Annotated in this window: 13 protein-coding genes; all 13 read left to right on the forward strand. The window is 65.4% G+C overall.

Annotated elements, in window-relative coordinates:
• Positions 1–36 precede the first annotated feature (36 nt).
• The 13 genes from HG421_RS07570 to lysS all read left to right on the forward strand — a co-directional run bounded on the left by HG421_RS07570 (position 37) and on the right by lysS (position 18,432).
• Positions 37–1,239, forward strand: coding sequence for a PLP-dependent aminotransferase family protein (locus tag HG421_RS07570; RefSeq protein WP_169705891.1), 1,203 nt, complete (start codon positions 37–39; stop codon positions 1,237–1,239).
• On the forward strand, positions 1,236–1,964 hold the full coding sequence (locus HG421_RS07575) for an MOSC domain-containing protein (protein WP_169705892.1): 729 nt from the start codon (positions 1,236–1,238) through the stop codon (positions 1,962–1,964). Before HG421_RS07570 ends, HG421_RS07575 begins: the two co-directional genes overlap by 4 nt.
• Before the next feature lie 261 nt (positions 1,965–2,225).
• Positions 2,226–2,942: a 4-hydroxy-tetrahydrodipicolinate reductase gene (dapB, locus tag HG421_RS07580; RefSeq protein WP_169705893.1), complete on the forward strand. Its 717-nt coding sequence runs from the start codon at positions 2,226–2,228 to the stop codon at positions 2,940–2,942.
• Between the two features lie 237 nt (positions 2,943–3,179).
• Positions 3,180–4,337 carry a glutamine-hydrolyzing carbamoyl-phosphate synthase small subunit gene (gene carA / locus HG421_RS07585; protein WP_169705894.1) on the forward strand — a complete coding sequence of 386 codons (1,158 nt, stop codon included), beginning with the start codon at positions 3,180–3,182 and terminating at the stop codon, positions 4,335–4,337.
• A gap of 69 nt (positions 4,338–4,406) precedes the next feature.
• The gene (locus tag HG421_RS21210) at positions 4,407–5,555 is read left to right on the forward strand and encodes an AAA family ATPase (protein WP_248279479.1); all 1,149 of its coding nucleotides are present in this window, start codon (positions 4,407–4,409) and stop codon (positions 5,553–5,555) included.
• Positions 5,552–5,959: a PIN domain-containing protein gene (locus tag HG421_RS07595; protein ID WP_169705895.1), complete on the forward strand. Its 408-nt coding sequence runs from the start codon at positions 5,552–5,554 to the stop codon at positions 5,957–5,959. The genes HG421_RS21210 and HG421_RS07595 overlap by 4 nt, the downstream gene beginning before the upstream one ends.
• Positions 5,960–5,967: 8 nt before the next feature.
• Positions 5,968–9,210 (forward strand): carbamoyl-phosphate synthase large subunit, encoded by a 3,243-nt coding sequence (gene carB, locus HG421_RS07600; protein ID WP_169705896.1) that lies wholly within the window; start codon positions 5,968–5,970, stop codon positions 9,208–9,210.
• A gap of 8 nt (positions 9,211–9,218) precedes the next feature.
• Positions 9,219–9,683 (forward strand): transcription elongation factor GreA, encoded by a 465-nt coding sequence (greA, locus tag HG421_RS07605; RefSeq protein WP_211161832.1) that lies wholly within the window; start codon positions 9,219–9,221, stop codon positions 9,681–9,683.
• A 19-nt stretch (positions 9,684–9,702) separates the two neighbouring features.
• The gene (locus HG421_RS07610) at positions 9,703–10,623 is read left to right on the forward strand and encodes a phosphoglycerate mutase (RefSeq protein ID WP_169705898.1); all 921 of its coding nucleotides are present in this window, start codon (positions 9,703–9,705) and stop codon (positions 10,621–10,623) included.
• Positions 10,620–12,347: a single-stranded-DNA-specific exonuclease RecJ gene (gene recJ, locus HG421_RS07615; protein WP_169705899.1), complete on the forward strand. Its 1,728-nt coding sequence runs from the start codon at positions 10,620–10,622 to the stop codon at positions 12,345–12,347. The genes HG421_RS07610 and recJ overlap by 4 nt, the downstream gene beginning before the upstream one ends.
• Before the next feature lie 91 nt (positions 12,348–12,438).
• The gene (locus tag HG421_RS07620; RefSeq protein WP_169705900.1) at positions 12,439–15,321 is read left to right on the forward strand and encodes an AAA family ATPase; all 2,883 of its coding nucleotides are present in this window, start codon (positions 12,439–12,441) and stop codon (positions 15,319–15,321) included.
• A 259-nt stretch (positions 15,322–15,580) separates the two neighbouring features.
• Positions 15,581–16,706, forward strand: a protein-coding gene (prfB, locus tag HG421_RS07625; protein WP_169705901.1) for a peptide chain release factor 2 whose coding sequence is annotated in 2 segments (ribosomal slippage) — positions 15,581–15,655 and positions 15,657–16,706 — 1,125 coding nt in all. Because the reading frame shifts where the segments join, the coding sequence is not laid out codon by codon here.
• A 208-nt stretch (positions 16,707–16,914) separates the two neighbouring features.
• On the forward strand, positions 16,915–18,432 hold the full coding sequence (gene lysS, locus HG421_RS07630) for a lysine--tRNA ligase (RefSeq protein WP_169705902.1): 1,518 nt from the start codon (positions 16,915–16,917) through the stop codon (positions 18,430–18,432).
• The last annotated feature ends 112 nt before the right edge of the window (positions 18,433–18,544 follow it).

Below are 18,544 nucleotides of genomic sequence, written 5' to 3' on the forward strand. Positions count from 1 at the left end.
AGCATCCACGCAACTGTCGTTGGGTATGCTTGTGCCATGACCACTTCCTTCCAGATTTCCCGACGTGCGCAGGCGCTGACCAGTTCGGCGATTCGCGAAATTCTCAAGGTGACCGAGCGCCCGGAGGTCATTTCCTTCGCTGGTGGCCTGCCATCGCCGGCCACCTTTCCGGTAGAGCGCATGCGTGCGGCCAGCGACCAGGTCTTGCGCGATGCGCCGCAGGCAGCGTTGCAATACGGCCCGACCGAAGGCTATGCGCCGCTGCGCGAGTGGGTGGCTGCGCGCCTGAGCCGCGATGGCGCCAGCATCCGGCCCAGCCAGGTGTTGATCACCACCGGCTCGCAGCAGGGCCTGGATCTGCTGGGCAAGGTGTTCATCGACGAAGGCAGCAAGGTGCTGGTGGAGACGCCGAGCTACCTCGGCGCTTTGCAGGCGTTTTCGCTGTTCCAGCCCGGCTTCGTCGGCATGCCCTCGGACGAGGAGGGTGTGGTGGTGGACGCGCTGGATCCGGCCCTGCTGGCCGATGCGCGCTTCCTGTATTGCTTGCCCAACTTCCAGAATCCCACCGGCCGCCGTCTGCCGCTGGCCCGGCGCCAGGCCCTGGTGGAGCGTGCTGCGCGCGCGGGTGTGCCGATTGTCGAAGACGATCCATATGGCGAGCTGTATTACAGCGGTGAGCCGCTGCCGAGCCTGTTGTCGATGAACCCCGAAGGCGTCATCTACATGGGCTCGTTCTCCAAGGTGCTCGCGCCGGGCTTGCGGCTCGGTTACGTGGTGGCGCCGGAGGCGGTGCTGGGCAAGCTGATCCAGGCCAAGCAGGCCGCCGATCTGCATACGCCATCGTTCACCCAGCGCGTGGTGTACCAGACCTTGCAGGACGATTTTCTCGACACCCATATCCCGCAGATTCGCGCGCTCTACGCGCGCCAATGCAGCCTGATGCTGGAAGCGCTGGACCGGCACTTCCCGGAACAGGTGCAATGGAACCGTCCCGAAGGGGGCATGTTCCTGTGGGTCAGCCTGCCGCCGGGGCTGGACGGCACGGCGCTGCTGGCGCGGGCCATCGCACGCAACGTGGCCTTTGTGCCGGGTGCGCCGTTCTTCGCCACCTTGCCGCAGGCCAACACCTTGCGCTTGTCGTTCGTGACCGTGCCGGCCGAAAAAATCGATGCCGGCATCCAGGTGCTGGGCGAGGTGTTGCGCGAGGCATTGGCCGAGCTGCCGGGGCAGGGTGCATGACGGCATCGGCGATGGCCGCGCAGACGCCATCGTCCACGCCGATCGATCGCGTGGCCATTGGCGTGGCGCGCGATTTCAGCCGCCCCGGCACGCGCAGCGCCATCGACAAGCGCGCCGTGCGCGGACCGGTGCGGGTGGGTATCGACGGGCTGGATGGCGACGAGCAGGGCGACCGCCGCGTGCATGGCGGGCCGGACAAGGCCATCCACCATTATCCGCGCGACCACTACGCCGCCTGGCGCAGCGAACTCGGTGCGCATGCCTTGCTGGAGAACGCCGGTGCCTTCGGCGAGAACCTGAGCACCGTCGGGCTGACCGAAGCCGACATTTGCCTGGGCGACCGCTTCGCGTTGGGCACGGCGGTGGTGGAGGTGTCGCAAGTGCGCCAGCCATGCTGGAAACTCTCCGACCGCTTCGGCGTGCGCGACATGGCGCGACGGGTACAGGACACCGGCCGTACCGGCTGGTACTACCGCGTGCTGCAACCCGGCGTCGTGGCTGCAGGCGACATCCTGGCCTTGCAGGCACGTCCGCATCCGCATTGGTCGCTGTCGTGCCTGCAACACCTGCTCTATGCACGCGCAGTGGACGAAACCGCCATCGCCGAGGTGCTGACGCTGCCGTTGGTGCCGTCATGGCGCATCTTGTTCGAACGCCGCCTGCAACGCAGCCAGGTCGAAAGCTGGAGCAAACGCCTGGATGGGGTAGAAGATGGGGGAAGCTGAAGACACCGTTGCGCAGCCGCGAGGCGGGCACAGCGGTGCCCGGAATCGGCATGTGCTACCCATACGCTTCGGTTGCTGCGCTCCGTGCACACCACCTGACGACCGCGCGCCATCTTCAGTAGTCCGCCACAGGCAGCTTCCGGCCGCATGCTTTCCCGATTCCCGATTCCCGATTCCCGATTCCCGATTCCCGAATCCCGAATCCCGAATCCCGAATCCCAGCACCTTGTACAACCCCCGCAGCCTCGCTAGCCTGCGCGCATGACAACGTCCCCTGTAAAAGTGTTGATCCACGGCGCCTCCGGGCGGATGGGCAAGGCCTTGCTGCGCCTGGCGGCTGAAGACGAGGCCTTGCAGGTCGTCGGTGCAGTGGTGGGGCGCTCGCCTGCGCAGCGGGTGGTGGACGGCGTGCCGTTCTTCGCCGCCAGCGAGCTGGGCGGCGCGCCGGCCTTCGATGTGGCGATCGATTTCAGCTTGCCGCAGGGCTTTGCGCCAATCCTGGCGTTGTGCGCGCAGCGCGGCAGGCCGCTGGTGTCCGGCACCACCGGGCTGGACGAGGCGCAGCGTGCGGCATTGCTGGAGGCGGCGCACCAGATTCCGCTGGTGTGGGCGTCCAACTTCAGCCTGGGCGTGGCGGTGCTCACCGAGCTGGTCGAGCGCGCCGCCGGTACCTTGCCGGGCTGGGATTGCGACATCGTCGAAGCGCATCACGTGCACAAGCAGGACGCACCGTCGGGAACTGCCCTGACCCTGGGCGAGGCCGCCACCGGCAGCGGTGCGCAGCCGCGCTTTGCCAGCCTGCGTGCCGGCGATATCGTCGGCGAGCACACGGTGCAGTTCACCGGCCTGGGCGAGCGCGTCGAGCTGGTGCATCGCGCCACCAATCGCGACATCTTCGCGCGTGGTGCGCTGCATGCTGCCAAACGCCTGATCGGCCGGTCTGCCGGCAGTTACCGGGTGCGCGACCTGGTGCTGTAGCGCAGCGCAACCGCGTGTGAATGCGCACGCGGTAGGTGCCGCGTATTCATGCGGGTGCGCCGCCGTGCAGGCGCGGGTCTCGCTCCTCAGGCTGGCAAGCCGGAGCACTTGCCATTACAATTCTCGCTTGCCCGAACCAGCGTCGGACCGGTCCTCAGCACCGCGTCCGCGCTTTGCTGCAACCGGAATTTGGCCGGAAGCGCATCGGAGTCCCAGGCAGCCAGAGCGAGACCCCACGTGACCCAACCCGCAATCCTTGTCCTCGAAGACGGCACCGTGTTCGAGGGCGAATCCGTAGGCGCCAACGGGCTTTCCGTCGGCGAAGTGGTGTTCAACACCGCCATGACCGGTTACCAGGAAGTCCTGACCGATCCCTCCTACGCCCGCCAGATGGTCACGCTGACCTATCCGCATATCGGCAACACCGGTTTTACCGATCAGGACGATGAGGCCCGCAAGATCTGGGCCGCCGGCCTGATTGTGCGCGATGTGCCGCGCCGTCCCAGCAACTGGCGCAGCCAGGCGGCCTTGCCGGAATGGCTGCAGGCCCGCGGTGTGGTCGCCATTTCCGGCATCGATACCCGCAAGCTGACCCGTCTGCTGCGCGAAAAGGGTGCCCAGAACGGCGCGCTGATGGCCGGCGAGATCGACGTGGAAAAGGCACTGGAGGCCGCGCGCAAGTTCCCCGGCCTGAAAGGCATGGATCTGGCCAAGGTGGTCTCCACCGAGACCCGCTACACCTGGCAGGAAGGCTCGCTGGATCTGAACTCCGATGCCTTCCTCGGCCTCGGCGCCCTGAATGCTGGAACGTCCGCACAGGGGCAAACTTTCAAAGTTGTCGCCTATGACTATGGCGTCAAGATCAACATCCTGCGCATGCTCGCCGAGCGCGGCTGCGATGTCACCGTGGTACCGGCGCAGACCCCGGTGGCCGAGGTGCTGGCGATGAACCCGGATGGCGTGTTCCTGTCCAATGGCCCCGGCGATCCGGAGCCCTGCGATTACGCCATCGACGCGATCAAGGAGTTGGTGGCGCACAAGGTCCCGACCTTCGGCATCTGCCTGGGCCACCAGTTGCTGGCGCTGGCCGCAGGCGCCAGGACGCTGAAGATGACCACTGGCCACCACGGCGCCAATCACCCGGTGCAGGATCTGGATGGCGGGCGGGTGATGATCACCTCGCAGAACCATGGCTTTGCGGTAGATGAGAGCACGCTGCCAGCCAACGTGCGGGTGACCCATCGCTCGTTGTTCGATGGCACCAATCAGGGCATCGCGCTGACCGACGCACCGGCGTTCTCGTTCCAGGGCCACCCGGAAGCCTCGCCGGGCCCGCGCGATGTGGGGCCGTTGTTCGACCGGTTCACGGCGCTGATGGCTAAAGCGAAAGCTTGAACACCGTCGCCGCGCCATGTGCTCGCTTTGGTGACTGCACGGCACACCCTGGATTCAGTGGAGATTCCAATGCTTGATCGCATCGACATTGAAGGTTTGAAGGGAGTCGGCAAGGTGGAGCTGCGGTTCGATGCAGCCAGCCGGGCGCGCGTGCTTTTTGGTGTCAACGGCGTTGGCAAGACAAGGTCTCTGGAAGCGATCTACCTGGCACTGCTGTTTACTAGCGAAGAGCTTCTGCATGCCAAAGGAACGCAGTACATATCGGTGCCTTGGTGGCCAAGCTCTTGCGTCGTGATCGATGGTGCGGTATTTGTTGGGAAGCAGTCTTCTGCAGATCAATACATCACATTGAGCGGAATCGCTCACGAAACAGCGCGTCACTCCAGGCCGCTGGTTTACATCGGCGCTGGTTCGCGCTCTTCCGTGGGGTCACCGACCGGATCAATTTCTGCGCTTGGGAGTTTCGAGGAGCGTAGATCCCGGCATTTTGACCTGCTGCTGCACGAGTGTAGCAGCGGCTCGCTGCGCTCCGCTGGCATGGATGCGGACATCCGCGTGTGGTTCATACAGCGTGCCCAGTCGGTTAATCCTTTTCAGGTGGAAAAGGACAACCTGCGTAATGAGATCGAGTCGGTGTTGAGGTTGTTGCATCGCATCGATCAGCGCGTGGACGCCGGGCGCCTGCAGATAGACGGCTCGCAGCGGGTTTATCTGAGTATCGAAGGTCAGATGCGTGAGCTGGGTGAGCTCAGTTCGGGGTTTGCCTCAGTCGTGAAACTGTTTCAAGCGATCATCTCGGGGTATGCCGGCTTCAGCAACTCCAAGGATCTGCAGAACCTTCCGGGCGTGGTGCTGATCGATGAGATCGAAAGTCATCTCCACGTTGGTTGGCAGGTCAACATCGTCAGACATCTGAAGGCGCTGTTTCCGAACACGCAGTTCTTCATCAGCACTCACTCGCCGCTGGTGTTGACCCAGCTTGAGCAAGGCGAGGCCTATCTGCTTGAGCGCGATGCGAAAGATGGAGTCGTCAGGTCGTCTGTGATCGACTCGCCCAATATGAAGGCATTTGCGGACGTGCTGGAAGAGACCTTTGGAGTCGATCTCAATGCACTCAAGCGCGATGCGCTGGTCAGCGAAGACCAGTCCGCCACCAAACGTGCATTGCTGGATCTGATCAAGCAGCGCCGCGATCGCCAGGGTGGGAAGCAGGCATGACCCGTCTGGTACTGCTGGATGCCAACCTGCTGATCGGCGCACTGGACGGGGAGGAGGGCAACGCGGATCACGCAGCCTCGCTGTCGACCTTCGAGGCGCTGGTCGCCGATCCGGACGTCAAGATCGCGATCTCCCCGCTGATTCGATACGAAGTGTTGCGTGGCATGGACGAGGCGGATGTCGAGGAGGTGAACGCCCTCCTCAACGACATGAAGGAGTTCGAGGTGCGGGGCCAAGAGGCAATCCGCGCTGCGGAAGTATTCCGGAAAGCTCGCCAGACCGATGTAAAGCTGGATAAGCGCAAGTTCGACGTATTCCATTGCGTCTGCGCGGAAATCAATTCCCTCGAGATGCTCAGCAAGGATGGGGACATCGAGACGATTCAAAAACTTATGAAGGCCTGAAGAAGAAAATGCCCAAGCGCAGCGATCTCAAGACCATCCTCATCATCGGCGCCGGCCCGATCGTCATCGGCCAGGCCTGCGAGTTCGACTACTCCGGCGCGCAGGCGTGCAAGGCGCTGCGCGACGAGGGTTACCGCGTGGTGCTGGTCAACAGCAACCCGGCCACCATCATGACCGACCCGAACATGGCCGACGCCGTGTACATCGAGCCGATCAACTGGCAGACGGTCGAAAAGATCATCGCCAAGGAACAGCCCGATGCGCTGCTGCCGACCATGGGCGGGCAGACTGCGCTGAACTGCGCGCTGGATCTGGCCGACCACGGCGTGCTGGAGAAGTACAACGTCGAGCTGATCGGCGCCAAGCGCCAAGCCATCCGCATGGCCGAAGACCGCGAGCTGTTCCGCGTGGCGATGGGCGAGATCGGCCTGGAATGTCCCAAGGCCGAAGTGGCGCACACGCTGGAAGAAGCGCTGGATATCCAGACCCGCGTCGGCTACCCGACCATCATCCGTCCCAGCTTCACCCTGGGCGGTAGCGGTGGCGGCATCGCCTACAACCGCGAAGAGCTGATCGAGATCGTCGGCCGCGGCCTGGAACTGTCGCCGACCACCGAAGTGCTGGTGGAAGAATCGGTGCTGGGCTGGAAGGAGTTCGAGATGGAAGTGGTCCGCGACACCGCGGACAACTGCATCATCGTCTGCTCCATCGAGAACCTGGACCCGATGGGCGTGCATACCGGCGACTCGATCACCGTGGCCCCGGCGCAGACCCTGACCGACAAGGAATACCAGCGCCTGCGCGATGCCTCGATCGCGGTGCTGCGCAAGATCGGCGTGGATACCGGCGGCTCCAACGTGCAGTTCGGCATCAGCCCGAGCACCGGTCGCGTCGTCGTCATCGAGATGAATCCGCGCGTGTCGCGTTCCTCGGCGCTGGCCTCCAAGGCCACCGGCTTCCCGATCGCCAAGGTCGCCGCCAAGCTGGCAGTGGGCTATACGCTGGACGAATTGCGCAACGAGATCACCGGCGGGCTGACCCCGGCCTCGTTCGAGCCGTCGATCGACTACGTGGTGACCAAGATTCCGCGCTTTGCGTTCGAGAAATTCCCGCAGGCCGACGCGCGCCTGACCACCCAGATGAAGTCGGTGGGCGAGGTGATGGCGATGGGCCGCACCTTCTCCGAATCGCTACAAAAAGCGCTGCGCGGGCTGGAAACCGGCAAGATCGGCCTCGATCCGACCGGCCTGGACCTGGGCAGCGAAGAAGACATGGCCGCGCTCAAGCGCGAGCTCAAGGCGCCGGGTCCTGAGCGGTTGTTCTACGTGGCCGATGCGTTCCGCGCCGGCATGACGGTGGACGAGGTGTATGCGCTGTCGTTCATCGATCCCTGGTTCCTGGACCAGATCGAAGAACTGATCAGCCACGAGCAGCAGCTGGCCGACGACGGCATGGCCGCGCTGGATGCGCCGCGCCTGCGCCTGCTCAAGCGCGCCGGTTTCTCCGATGCGCGTCTGGCGCAGCTGATCGGCAGCAACGAAGAATCGTTGCGCACGCTGCGCCGCGCGCTCAAGGTGCGCCCGGTCTACAAGCGCGTGGACTCGTGCGCGGCCGAGTTCGCCACCAGCACCGCCTATCTGTATTCGACCTACGAGGACGAGTGCGAAGCGCTGCCCACCAACCGCGACAAGATCATGATCCTGGGCGGCGGCCCCAACCGCATCGGTCAGGGCATCGAGTTCGACTATTGCTGCGTGCACGCGGCACTGGCGCTGCGCGACGATGGTTTTGAAACCATCATGGTCAACTGCAACCCGGAAACCGTCTCCACCGACTACGACACCTCCGACCGCCTGTACTTCGAGCCGCTGACGCTGGAAGACGTGCTGGAAATCGTCGAGCTGGAACAGCCCAAGGGCGTGATCGTGCAGTACGGCGGGCAGACCCCGCTGAAGCTGGCGCGTGCGCTGGAAGCCAACGGCGTGCCGGTAATCGGCACCAGTCCGGACTCGATCGATCTGGCTGAAGACCGCGAGCGTTTCCAGCAGCTGGTCGACACGCTGGGCCTGAAGCAGCCGCCGAACCGCATTGCGCGCAACCCGGAAGAAGCCCTGGTACTGGCGCGCGAGATCGGCTACCCGCTGGTGGTGCGCCCGAGCTACGTGCTGGGCGGCCGCGCGATGGAAATCGTCTACGGCGAATCGGATCTGGCGCGCTACGTGCGCGATGCGGTAAAGGTCTCCAATGATTCGCCGGTGCTGCTGGACCGCTTCCTGGACAACGCGGTGGAAGTGGACGTTGACATCATTGCCGACAAGGACGGCAAGGTGCTGATCGGCGGGGTGATGGAACATATCGAAGAGGCCGGCGTGCATTCGGGCGATTCGTCCTGCTCGCTGCCGCCGTACTCGCTCTCGCCGCAGACCCAGGCCGAACTGCGTCGCCAGGTGGTGATGCTGGCCGAAGGCTTGAACGTGGTCGGCCTGATGAACACCCAGTTCGCGGTGCAGGTCAACGAGACCGGCGATGACATCGTGTATCTGCTGGAAGTGAACCCGCGCGCCTCGCGCACCGTGCCGTTCGTGTCCAAGGCCATCGGCATGCCGCTGGCCAAGATCGCCGCCCGCTGCATGGCCGGCAAGACGCTGGCCGAGCAGGGCGCCACCCAGGAAATCGTGCCGGACTACTACTCGGTGAAGGAGGCGATCTTCCCGTTCGCCAAGTTCCAGGGCGTGGACCCGATCCTTGGGCCGGAAATGCGCTCCACCGGCGAGGTGATGGGCGTGGGTCGCAGCTTCAGCGCCGCGTTCGCGCGTGCGCAGGAAGCCGGCGGCATCAAGGCGCCGCCGGTGGGCAAGGCGTTCGTGTCGGTGCGCGATCCGGACAAGCAGCGCGTGCTGCCGGTGGCGCAGGCGCTGGTGGAGCGTGGCTTCACCCTGGTGGCCACGCGCGGCACCGGTGCCTGGCTGCAGCAGAACGGGCTGAGCTGCGAGATCGTCAACAAGGTGGCCGAAGGCCGCCCGCATATCGTCGATTCGATCAAGAACGGCGAGATCGTCTATATCGTCAACACCACTGAAGGTCGCGCCGCCATTTCGGATTCGTTCTCGATCCGGCGCGAAGCGCTGCAGCATCGCGTGACCTATTCGACCACTGTCGCCGGCGCCAAGGCGCTGGTGCAATCGCTGGAATTCCGCGGCACCGGTCCCGTCTGGTCGTTGCAGGAACTGCACAAGGAGCTACAAGCATGAGAGCACCCATCACCGCCAAAGGTGCGCAGCGGCTGCGCGAGGAACTCGACCAGCTGAAGTCGGTCAAGCGCCCGGAGGTGATCGCCGCGATCGCCGAAGCGCGTGCGCACGGCGATCTGAAGGAAAACGCCGAATATCACGCTGCACGCGAACAGCAGGGTTTCATCGAAGGCCGCATCAAGCAGCTGGAGAGCGAGCTCTCGCATGCCGAGATCATCGACATCACCAAGCTGGGCGCCGGCAGCAAGATCGTGTTCGGCGCCACGGTGACGCTGGCCGACGTCGAAACCGACGAGGAAAAGCGCTACCAGATCGTCGGCGACCTGGAAGCCGACATCAAGATGGGCCTGATCGCGATTTCCTCGCCGTTGGCACGCGCGTTGATCGGCAAGCTGGAAGGCGATGCAGTGACCATCGACGCGCCGGCCGGCCAGCGCGAATACGAAGTGGTCAGCGTCGCATACCTGGATTGATCGCAGGCACGCCTGAGCGATGACCACCGCAACGCTGCTGCTGCCGGAAAAACGCCGCCTGCCCGGAACCCTGGACAACGTGGTGGTGACGCGGGCGCTGGCGCGCGCCGACCAGCACGCCGCCGAGGCGGGCGAGGTGGCGCAGCTGCAGCGCCACTTCACCCTGACCCCATCGCACTGGCCGGTCGCCGCGTTGACGCGGCAGCTGGACGCCGGCGATGCCGCTGGCGCCACCTGGGTGCGCGCCGACCCGGCCTACGTGGTGCCGGACATGCAGGGCGCGCGGCTGATGGGTTATGGCGAGGCGCTCGGCGCTACCGCCGAAGACCTGGCGATGCTGCTGCCGATCCTCAAGCCGATGTTCGGCGATGCCGGATTCCTGCTCGATGCCCCCACGCCCTCGCGCTGGTATCTGCGGCTCTCGCCCGATGCCAGGCTGCCCGAGTTCGTGCCGCCGGATGTGGCGATCGGCGATGACCTGTTCGACCATTTGCCGGCCGGCGATCTTGGCCGGCGCTGGCGCGCGCTGCTGACCGAGGCGCAGGTGATGCTGCACCAACATCCCTGGAACGAGGGGCGCGTGGCCAGCGGTAAACCGGCGATCAATTCGCTGTGGTTCTGGGGCGGCGGCGTGTTGCCGCAGGCCGTGACATCGCCGCATCGCCAGGTGCGCAGCCGCGAATCGCTGCTGCGTGCGCTGGCCCTGGCGGCCGGTGCCGATGCGCAGGGCGAGCAGCGCGTGGATGCGCTGGTGGACCTGCGCCATCTGCGCTCGTTGCAGCAATTCGGCGACGACGCAGTGGCACCGCTGCTGGCGGCGATGGCCCGCGGCGAGCTGGATCGGCTGGTGCTGGATTTCCAGGACGGCGAGACGCTGTCGCTGGCACGCACGCAGCGCTGGCGGTTCTGGCGGTCTGCGCGGTTCCAGCTGGCGCAATGACGGGCACTCCACGGATTGTCCGGCGCCCGGCAGGGCAGGCCGGAAGCTGGCCCGATGCCATGTTGCCGCTGTTGCGCCGCATCTATGCCGCACGCGGCGTGACCGACGCGCAAGGCGCGCAGCCGCGACTGGGACAGTTGCTGTCGCCGGAGCGGCTGCACAACAGCACCGTGGCTGCGATTTTGCTGGCCGATGCGATCGCCCAGCAACGCCGCATCCTGGTGGTGGGCGATTTCGATTGCGACGGCGCTACCGCCTGCGCCGTGGGCGTGCGCGGCCTGCGCATGCTTGGCGCGCTGGATGTGCATCACGCCGTGCCCAATCGCATGGTGCATGGCTATGGCCTGTCGCCGGCGCTGGTGGATGAGCTGGCCGTGTTGCAGCCCGATGTCTTGGTCACCGTCGATCACGGCATCGCCTGCCATGCCGGCGTGGCTGCGGCCAAGGCGCGCGGCTGGACGGTGCTGGTCACCGACCACCATCTGCCGGGCGAGGTACTGCCGCCGGCCGATGCGATCGTGGACCCGAACCTGGCCGGCGACGATTTCCCCAGCAAATCCCTGGCCGGCGTGGGCGTGATCTTCTACGTGCTGCTGGCCTTGCGCGGTGTGCTGCGTGCGCGTGGCGCGTTTGCCGGCCGCAGCGAGCCGGATCTGTCGGTACTGCTGGATCTGGTGGCGGTGGGCACGGTGGCCGATCTGGTACCGCTGGATACCAATAATCGCGCGCTGGTATCGGCCGGCCTGCGCCGGCTGCGCGAGGGGCGCGGCTGCATCGGCCTGCGCGCCCTGATCGACGCCAGTGGCCGCGACGTGGCGCGATTGAGCGCCAGCGATATCGGGTTCGCGCTCGGCCCACGCTTGAACGCGGCCGGCCGTCTCGAAGACATGGCGCTGGGCATTGAACTCTTGCTTAGCGAAGACTGGAACCGCGCACGCGAGATCGCAGGCACCCTGGAAGCAATCAACGCCGAACGCCGCGCGGTGCAGCAGTTGATGACCGACGATGCCGAGCAGGCGGTGACCAAGGTGGTGCTGGACGCCGACGGCGCCTTGCCGATCGCCGCCTGCCTGTTCGATCCGGACTGGCACCCCGGGGTGATCGGTCTGGTCGCCTCCAAATTGAAGGACCGGCTGCATCGCCCGGTGATCGCCCTGGCCCCGGCCGAGCCGGGCAGCAGCCAGTTGCGCGGTTCGGCGCGCTCGATTCCGGGCCTGCATATCCGCGATGTGCTGGCAGCGGTGGATGCCCGGCATCCCGGCGTCATCCAGAAGTTCGGCGGCCATGCGATGGCGGCCGGGCTGAGCATCGAACGTGACGCGTTGCCGACCTTCGAGCAGGCGTTCGGATCGCAGGTACAGACGATGGTGGACGCTTCGTTGTTGCATGCCGAACTGCATAGCGATGGCGAACTGGCCGCGCACGAACTCGACCACGTGCATGCCGAAGCGCTGCGCGTGGCCGGCCCATGGGGGCAGGGCTTTCCCGAGCCGCTGTTCGATGGGCAGTTCGAGGTACTGCAATACCGCGTGCTCAAGGAGCGCCACCTCAAGCTGACGCTGCGCTGCGCCGGCCGTGCCGAGCCGCTCAATGCCATCCACTTCAACGGCTGGCATGGCAGCGAGCCTGGCCGCCGCGTGCACATCGTCTATCGCCTGGTCGCCGACGACTACCGCGGTGGCGAGGCGATCCAGCTGATCGTGGAGCATTGTGCACCGGCATGAGTGCAGTTATTGCCGCTCGGCAAGTGCTGGGTAAAGCGCCGAATGGATGAAATACACTCCCTTTTCGCACCTCTCATAGGTTCGCTCTACGATGCAGGTTCTCACATACGCTGGACTTGATCTGTCCGGGTTTCGGGGCAAGTTCGACAAGGTCAGCGCTGCCATCGAACGCGGCGACTTCGGTAGCATCGACCTCAAGAAGCTCGTGCCGACGCCCTACTATCGGGCCAAGCTCGACGACGCCAGCCGCCTGTTGCTGCGCTTCGTTCGGCATGGCGACCGCACTGCTTGCCTGGCGCTGGAAGTCATCGCCCATCACGCTTACCACAAGTCGCGCTTCCTGCGAGGGGCCCGGATCGACGAGGCGCTGATCGAGGCAGTCACGCCGGCCGAGCTTGGCGAGGCCGCCGAGCCGCTGCGCTATCTGAATCCGACGCGTTGCGATTTCCACTTGCTCGACAAACCGATCTGCTTCGACGACGCACAGGACGCGATCTACCGCCTGCCGCCGCCGCTGATCCTGGCCGGCTCGGCCGGCTCGGGCAAGACGGCGCTGACGCTGGCCAAGTTGCGTGAAGCCGAGGGCGAGGTGCTGTACGTCACTCAGTCGGCCTGGCTGGCGCAGAGCGCACGTGCGTTGTACGAGGCGCACGGCTACCAGAACCCGGCGCAGCACGCGCAGTTCCTGTCCTACCGCGAATTTCTGGAGACACTGCGGGTGCCGCCGGGCCGGGAAGTCACCTTCGCCGCGTTCGCTGCCTGGTTCGAGCGCCATCGCCAGCATTACCGCGACACCGCCGCGCATCCGTGCTTCGAAGAATTCCGCGGGGTCATCGGCAGTCAGCCGGAGGGCGTGCTCTCGCGCGGGGCCTACATGGCGCTGGGGCCGCGCCAGTCGATCTTCGCGCCGAAGCAACGCGAGGCGATCTACGCGTTGTTCGAGAAGTACCGTCAATGGCTGGACGACAGCGGTCTGTTCGACAGCAATCTGGTCGCCCACCAATGGCGCGCGCTGGCCGAGCCGCAATACGACTTTTTGGTCGTGGACGAAGTACAGGACCTGACCAACACCCAGCTTGCCCTGCTGCTGCGCACTCTCAAACATGCCGGCCAGTTCCTGCTATGCGGCGATTCCAACCAGATCGTGCATCCCAATTTCTTCTCCTGGAGCGCGGTCAAGAGCCTGTTCTGGCGAGATTCGGAACTTGCCGAGCGGCAGACGCTTTCGGTGCTGGCAGTCAACTATCGCAACACCCGCGCGGTCACGCGTATGGCCAACATGCTGCTCAAGATCAAGCATGCGCGGTTTGGCTCCATCGACCGCGAGAGCAACCATCTGGTGCAGCCGGCCAGCGATGCCGAGGGCGAGGTTCGCCTGATGCCTGACAAGGATGCGGTCAAGCGCGATCTGGATGCCCGCAGCCGGGCATCGACCCGGTTCGCGGTACTGGTGCTGCGCGACGAGGACAAGGCCGAGGCGCGCGCAGTGTTTCGTACGCCACTGGTGTTCTCGGTGCACGAGGCCAAGGGTCTGGAATATCCCAACGTCATTCTCTACCGCTTGGTGAGCGGCCAGCGCCAGGCCTACGCCGCAATCTGCGAGGGCGTGGACGCTGCCGACCTGGAACGCGAGGAGCTGAATTACCGGCGCGCCAAGGACAAGGCCGATCGTTCGCTGGAATTGTGGAAGTTCTACGTCAATGCGCTGTACGTGGCGATCACCCGAGCGGTCGAACGGCTGTATTTGGTCGAGAGCGACCTTGACCATCCGCTGCTGCAACTGCTCGGCCTGCGCGATAGCGGAGCGGACATCGACATGCCGGCCGCGACTTCCAGCCGCGAGGAGTGGGAACGCGAGGCGCATCGGCTCGAACAGCAGGGCAAGCAGGAGCAGGCTGATGCCATCCGTCAGAACGTACTGCGTACCCGTTCCGTGCCCTGGCCGGTATGGGACGACGCGCTGCTGCAGGCCAGCGCCGCACGCGCCTATGATGCACGCGAAGTGTCCAACAAGCCACGCCAGCAGTTGCTGGACATGGCGTTGTGGCATTACCTGGACGATCACATCCTGGCGCTGCATGAGGGCATGCGCTGGCCGGCAGCACGCCAGCTGGTCGCCAAGGCGGGCGAAGGTGCGCTGGTGCGTGCACGCCAGGGCCTGGTGGCACGCTTTGCCGGGGCCTACGAGAAGAAGAATTTCAGGGAGATCCTGCAGCAGTGCGATCAGTACGGAGTGGACCACCGCACCGTGACCGGCAGCACTGCGCTGATGCTGGCCGCGGTGGCGGGCAATGTGGCCTTGCTCGACGCCTTGATCGAGCGCGGCGCGGACATCGCCGCGCGCGACATGTTCGGGCACACTGCCCAGTTGCAGGCGCTGGCGCGCGCCGCGCGCGAGTCCGATTACGCCGCCGGTCCGTTTGAGGCCGTCTGGCAGCGCGTGGCGGCTCCGTTCATCGACTTGGAAATCGATGGTCGGTTGGTGCGCCTGCACCAGCAGCAAGGCGAATACCTGCCGCTGCAACTCATGCTCGCCGGTCTCAAGACATTGGCATCCCATGTCTTCAACATGCCTGGCGCTGACGTGCGCCGCTTGCGCGGTTTCGATGCGGCCTATCTGATGCGCAACATCGAATCGATGCCGCACGCGGTCTGGCGCGAGGACCGGCGCAAGCGCGTGTACTTCAATGCGGTGCTGGCGCGCGCCGAGGTCGACAGCGACTATCGTCCTGCGCGGCGGCTGTGGTTGCGCATGCGCAACGGCCATTACCTGCCCAATCCGGCGATGCGGCTGCGCGTGCACGATGCCAACGGCCAGCAGACATGGCAGCCGATCTATGTCGTGCTCAACCTGCCCGCGATCGAGCGCGGGAACGGCCGCGGCTGGGGCATGCTGGGCGGTGCCTACCGACAACTGCTCGAACTTGGCGGATTGCCGGTGCAGGACGAATTGCCGCGGGGGGCGGCCGACTGACGCCGAACAAGACGCAGGCGCCGGATCGGCGTGGCTTGCCGCATCGTCGGCAGCCAGTCGCTGTTGGAGGCACCATTCAGGTGGACGTCCCGGCCGGGCGGCGGTTGCGCCTTGCTGCGCGGGCTTCCATGATCGGCACCTGCCAACTGCGGACGTGGGCAATGGAACCGACCGGGCCGCGGCGCGCGCCGGCCACTGCCGCGTTCCGCCCATGCGGCCCGCTTGCTAAACTAGCCAGCTTGTTTGCCGGAAATCCGTCATGATCGAAACCAATCCGATCCGCCAGCGCATCACCGATCTCAACGATCGCGTGCTCTCGCTCAGGGGGTATCTTTGACTACGACGCCAAGAAAGAGCGTCTAGAGGAAGTCAGCCGGGAGCTCGAGAGCCCGGACGTGTGGAACGACGCCGAGCGTGCCCAGGCCCTGGGGCGTGAACGGTCCATGCTCGAAAAGACCGTCATCGGCATCGCCGATGTGCTGGCCGGCCTGGCCGATGCCGGCGATCTGCTGGAGCTGGCCGAGGGCGAGCAGGACGAAGACACCGCGGTGGCGGTGATCGCCGATCTGGACAAGTACCAGGCGCACGTGGAAAAGCTGGAATTCCAGCGCATGTTCTCCGGCCAGATGGACGGCGCCAATGCGTTCGTCGACATCCAGGCCGGCGCCGGCGGTACCGAGGCGCAGGACTGGGCCGAGATCCTGTTGCGCATGTATCTGCGCTGGGCCGAGTCGCGCGGCTGGAAGACCGAGCTGATGGAAGTCTCCGGCGGCGAAGTGGCGGGCATCAAGTCGGCCACGGTGCGCATCGAGGGCGAGTACGCCTATGGCTGGTTGAAGACCGAGATCGGCGTGCACCGGCTGGTGCGCAAGTCGCCGTTCGACTCGGACAACCGCCGGCATACCAGCTTCACCTCGGTGTTCGTGTCGCCGGAAGTGGACGACAACATCGAGATCGACATCAACCCGGCCGACCTGCGCACCGACGTGTATCGCTCGTCCGGCGCCGGTGGTCAGCACGTCAACAAGACCGAATCGGCGGTGCGTATCACGCATATCCCGTCCGGGGTGGTGGTGGCCTGCCAGACCGGTCGCAGCCAGCACCAGAACCGCGACAACGCGATGAAGATGCTGGCCGCCAAGTTGTACGAACTGGAAGTGCAGAAGCGCAATGTCGAGCGCGATGCGCTGGAAGCGACCAAGTCCGACATCGGCTGGGGCAGCCAGATCCGCAATTACGTGCTCGACCAGAGCCGCGTCAAGGACCTGCGCACCGGCATCGAACGCAGCGACACCCAGAAAGTGCTCGACGGCGACCTGGACGAATTCGTCGAGGCCAGCCTGAAAGCCGGTCTGGCAGCAGGCTCCAAACGCCTGGACGCCTGACCGCCGCGCCAGGCGGCCGTCGCATAAGACGGCATCCTGGCGCACCACTGCGGTGCCTGCATCGCAGCGGCGGCAATGCACGCAGCTCCGGGCGCAGCGTGCGTTCGTCACCCCGCCAACGTAAATCGCCGTAAAAGAGAGTGCCGGCGCTGCCGGTTGCTCACTCCCCACCGGGCACCGCCCGACCTATTGCAGACCGATTCCCGCCATGACCGAGCAGACCCCCGCGCCACAGATCCCCGCCGACGAGAACAGCCTCATCGCCGAGCGTCGCGCGAAACTGGGCGCGTTGCGCGGCCAGGGCATCGCGTATCCGAACGACTTCGTCCGCGAGCACTTCGCCGGCGACCTGCAGGCCGAATTCGCCGACGCCGACACCTGGACCGCCGATGCGCTGGAAGCCAGTGGGCGCCAGGTGCGCATGGCCGGCCGGCTGATGGCCAAGCGGGTGATGGGCAAGGCCAGCTTTGCGCAGATCCAGGACGAGTCCGGGCGCGTGCAGCTGTTCCTGCAGGGCAATGTGCTCGGCGATGCCTATACCGCGTTCAAGGGCTGGGACGTCGGCGACATCGTGGCGGTGGAGGGCGGCTTGACCCGCACCAAGACCGGCGAGCTGTCGGTCAAGGCCATTGCGCTGCGGTTGCTGACCAAGTCGCTGCGCCCGTTGCCGGACAAGTGGCACGGGCTGTCGGACGTGGAGCAGCGCTACCGCCAGCGCTACGTCGACCTGATCGTGACGCCGGAGGCGCGCGAGGTCTTCATCAAGCGCTCCAAGATCATCCGCGCCATCCGCGCCTGGCTGGATGCGCGCCGCTTCCTGGAAGTGGAAACGCCGATGATGCATTACATCCCCGGCGGCGCCACCGCCAAGCCGTTCACCACCCACCACAACGCGCTGGATCTGGATCTGTACCTGCGCGTGGCACCGGAGCTGTATCTCAAGCGTTTGGTGGTCGGCGGGTTGGAACGCGTCTACGAGATCAACCGCAACTTCCGCAACGAGGGCGTGTCGACCCGGCACAACCCCGAGTTCACCATGCTCGAGCTCTACGAGGCCTACGCCACGTACAACGAGATCATGGACCTGACCGAGCAGGTGATCCGCGACACCGCGCAGTCGGTGCTGGGCACCACGCAGGTGAACTGGGACGGCGCCGCCATCGATCTGGCGCCGGCTTTCCGGCGCTGGCGCATGGATGAGGCCGTTCGTCACCACAACCCGGAGATCAGCGCGGCCGACTGCACCGATCGCGCCGCGCTGCTGCGCCATTGCGAGCGGCTCAAGATCCGGGTCAAGCCGTCCTACGGCTGGGGCAAGCTGCTGCTGGAAATCTTCGAGGCCACCGTCGAGCCCACGCTGGTGCAACCGACCTTCATCACCGACCATCCGGTCGAGGTGTCGCCGCTGGCGCGTTCCAGCGATACCGAGCCTGGCTACACCGATCGCTTCGAACTGTTCATCAACGGCAAGGAACTGGCCAACGGCTTCTCCGAGCTCAACGACCCCGAAGACCAGGCCGCGCGCTTCCAGGCGCAGGTGCAGGCCAAGGACGGTGGCGACGACGAAGCCATGCATTACGACGCCGACTACATCCGTGCGTTGGAGTACGGCATGGCGCCGACCGGCGGCCTGGGCATCGGCATCGACCGCCTGGTGATGCTGCTGACCGGTAGCACCTCGATCCGTGACGTCCTGCTGTTTCCCTATATGCGCCCGGAAGCCTGACTTTTTTGTGCGAACCGCGTGCCGACGGCACAGATACTGCATATGCTAGGGCGGAGCCCCGGACAGCCTATCGTCCGGGGGAGTCGACACAGGGGTCGACGTCATCGCTTTT

The organism is Xanthomonas campestris pv. badrii, assembly GCF_012848175.1.
Classification (GTDB): Bacteria; Pseudomonadota; Gammaproteobacteria; order Xanthomonadales; family Xanthomonadaceae; genus Xanthomonas; species Xanthomonas campestris_C.

Bases quoted from the DNA above. Each gene is read 5' to 3' on its own strand.
- HG421_RS07570 (WP_169705891.1), top strand. From the start codon at position 37: ATGACCACTTCCTTCCAGATTTCCCGACGTGCGCAGGCGCTGACCAGT.
- HG421_RS07575 (WP_169705892.1), top strand. From the start codon at position 1,236: ATGACGGCATCGGCGATGGCCGCGCAGACGCCATCGTCCACGCCGATC.
- dapB (WP_169705893.1), top strand. From the start codon at position 2,226: ATGACAACGTCCCCTGTAAAAGTGTTGATCCACGGCGCCTCCGGGCGG.
- HG421_RS21210 (WP_248279479.1), top strand. From the start codon at position 4,407: ATGCTTGATCGCATCGACATTGAAGGTTTGAAGGGAGTCGGCAAGGTG.
- HG421_RS07595 (WP_169705895.1), top strand. From the start codon at position 5,552: ATGACCCGTCTGGTACTGCTGGATGCCAACCTGCTGATCGGCGCACTG.
- carB (WP_169705896.1), top strand. From the start codon at position 5,968: ATGCCCAAGCGCAGCGATCTCAAGACCATCCTCATCATCGGCGCCGGC.
- HG421_RS07610 (WP_169705898.1), top strand. From the start codon at position 9,703: ATGACCACCGCAACGCTGCTGCTGCCGGAAAAACGCCGCCTGCCCGGA.
- recJ (WP_169705899.1), top strand. From the start codon at position 10,620: ATGACGGGCACTCCACGGATTGTCCGGCGCCCGGCAGGGCAGGCCGGA.
- HG421_RS07620 (WP_169705900.1), top strand. From the start codon at position 12,439: ATGCAGGTTCTCACATACGCTGGACTTGATCTGTCCGGGTTTCGGGGC.
- lysS (WP_169705902.1), top strand. From the start codon at position 16,915: ATGACCGAGCAGACCCCCGCGCCACAGATCCCCGCCGACGAGAACAGC.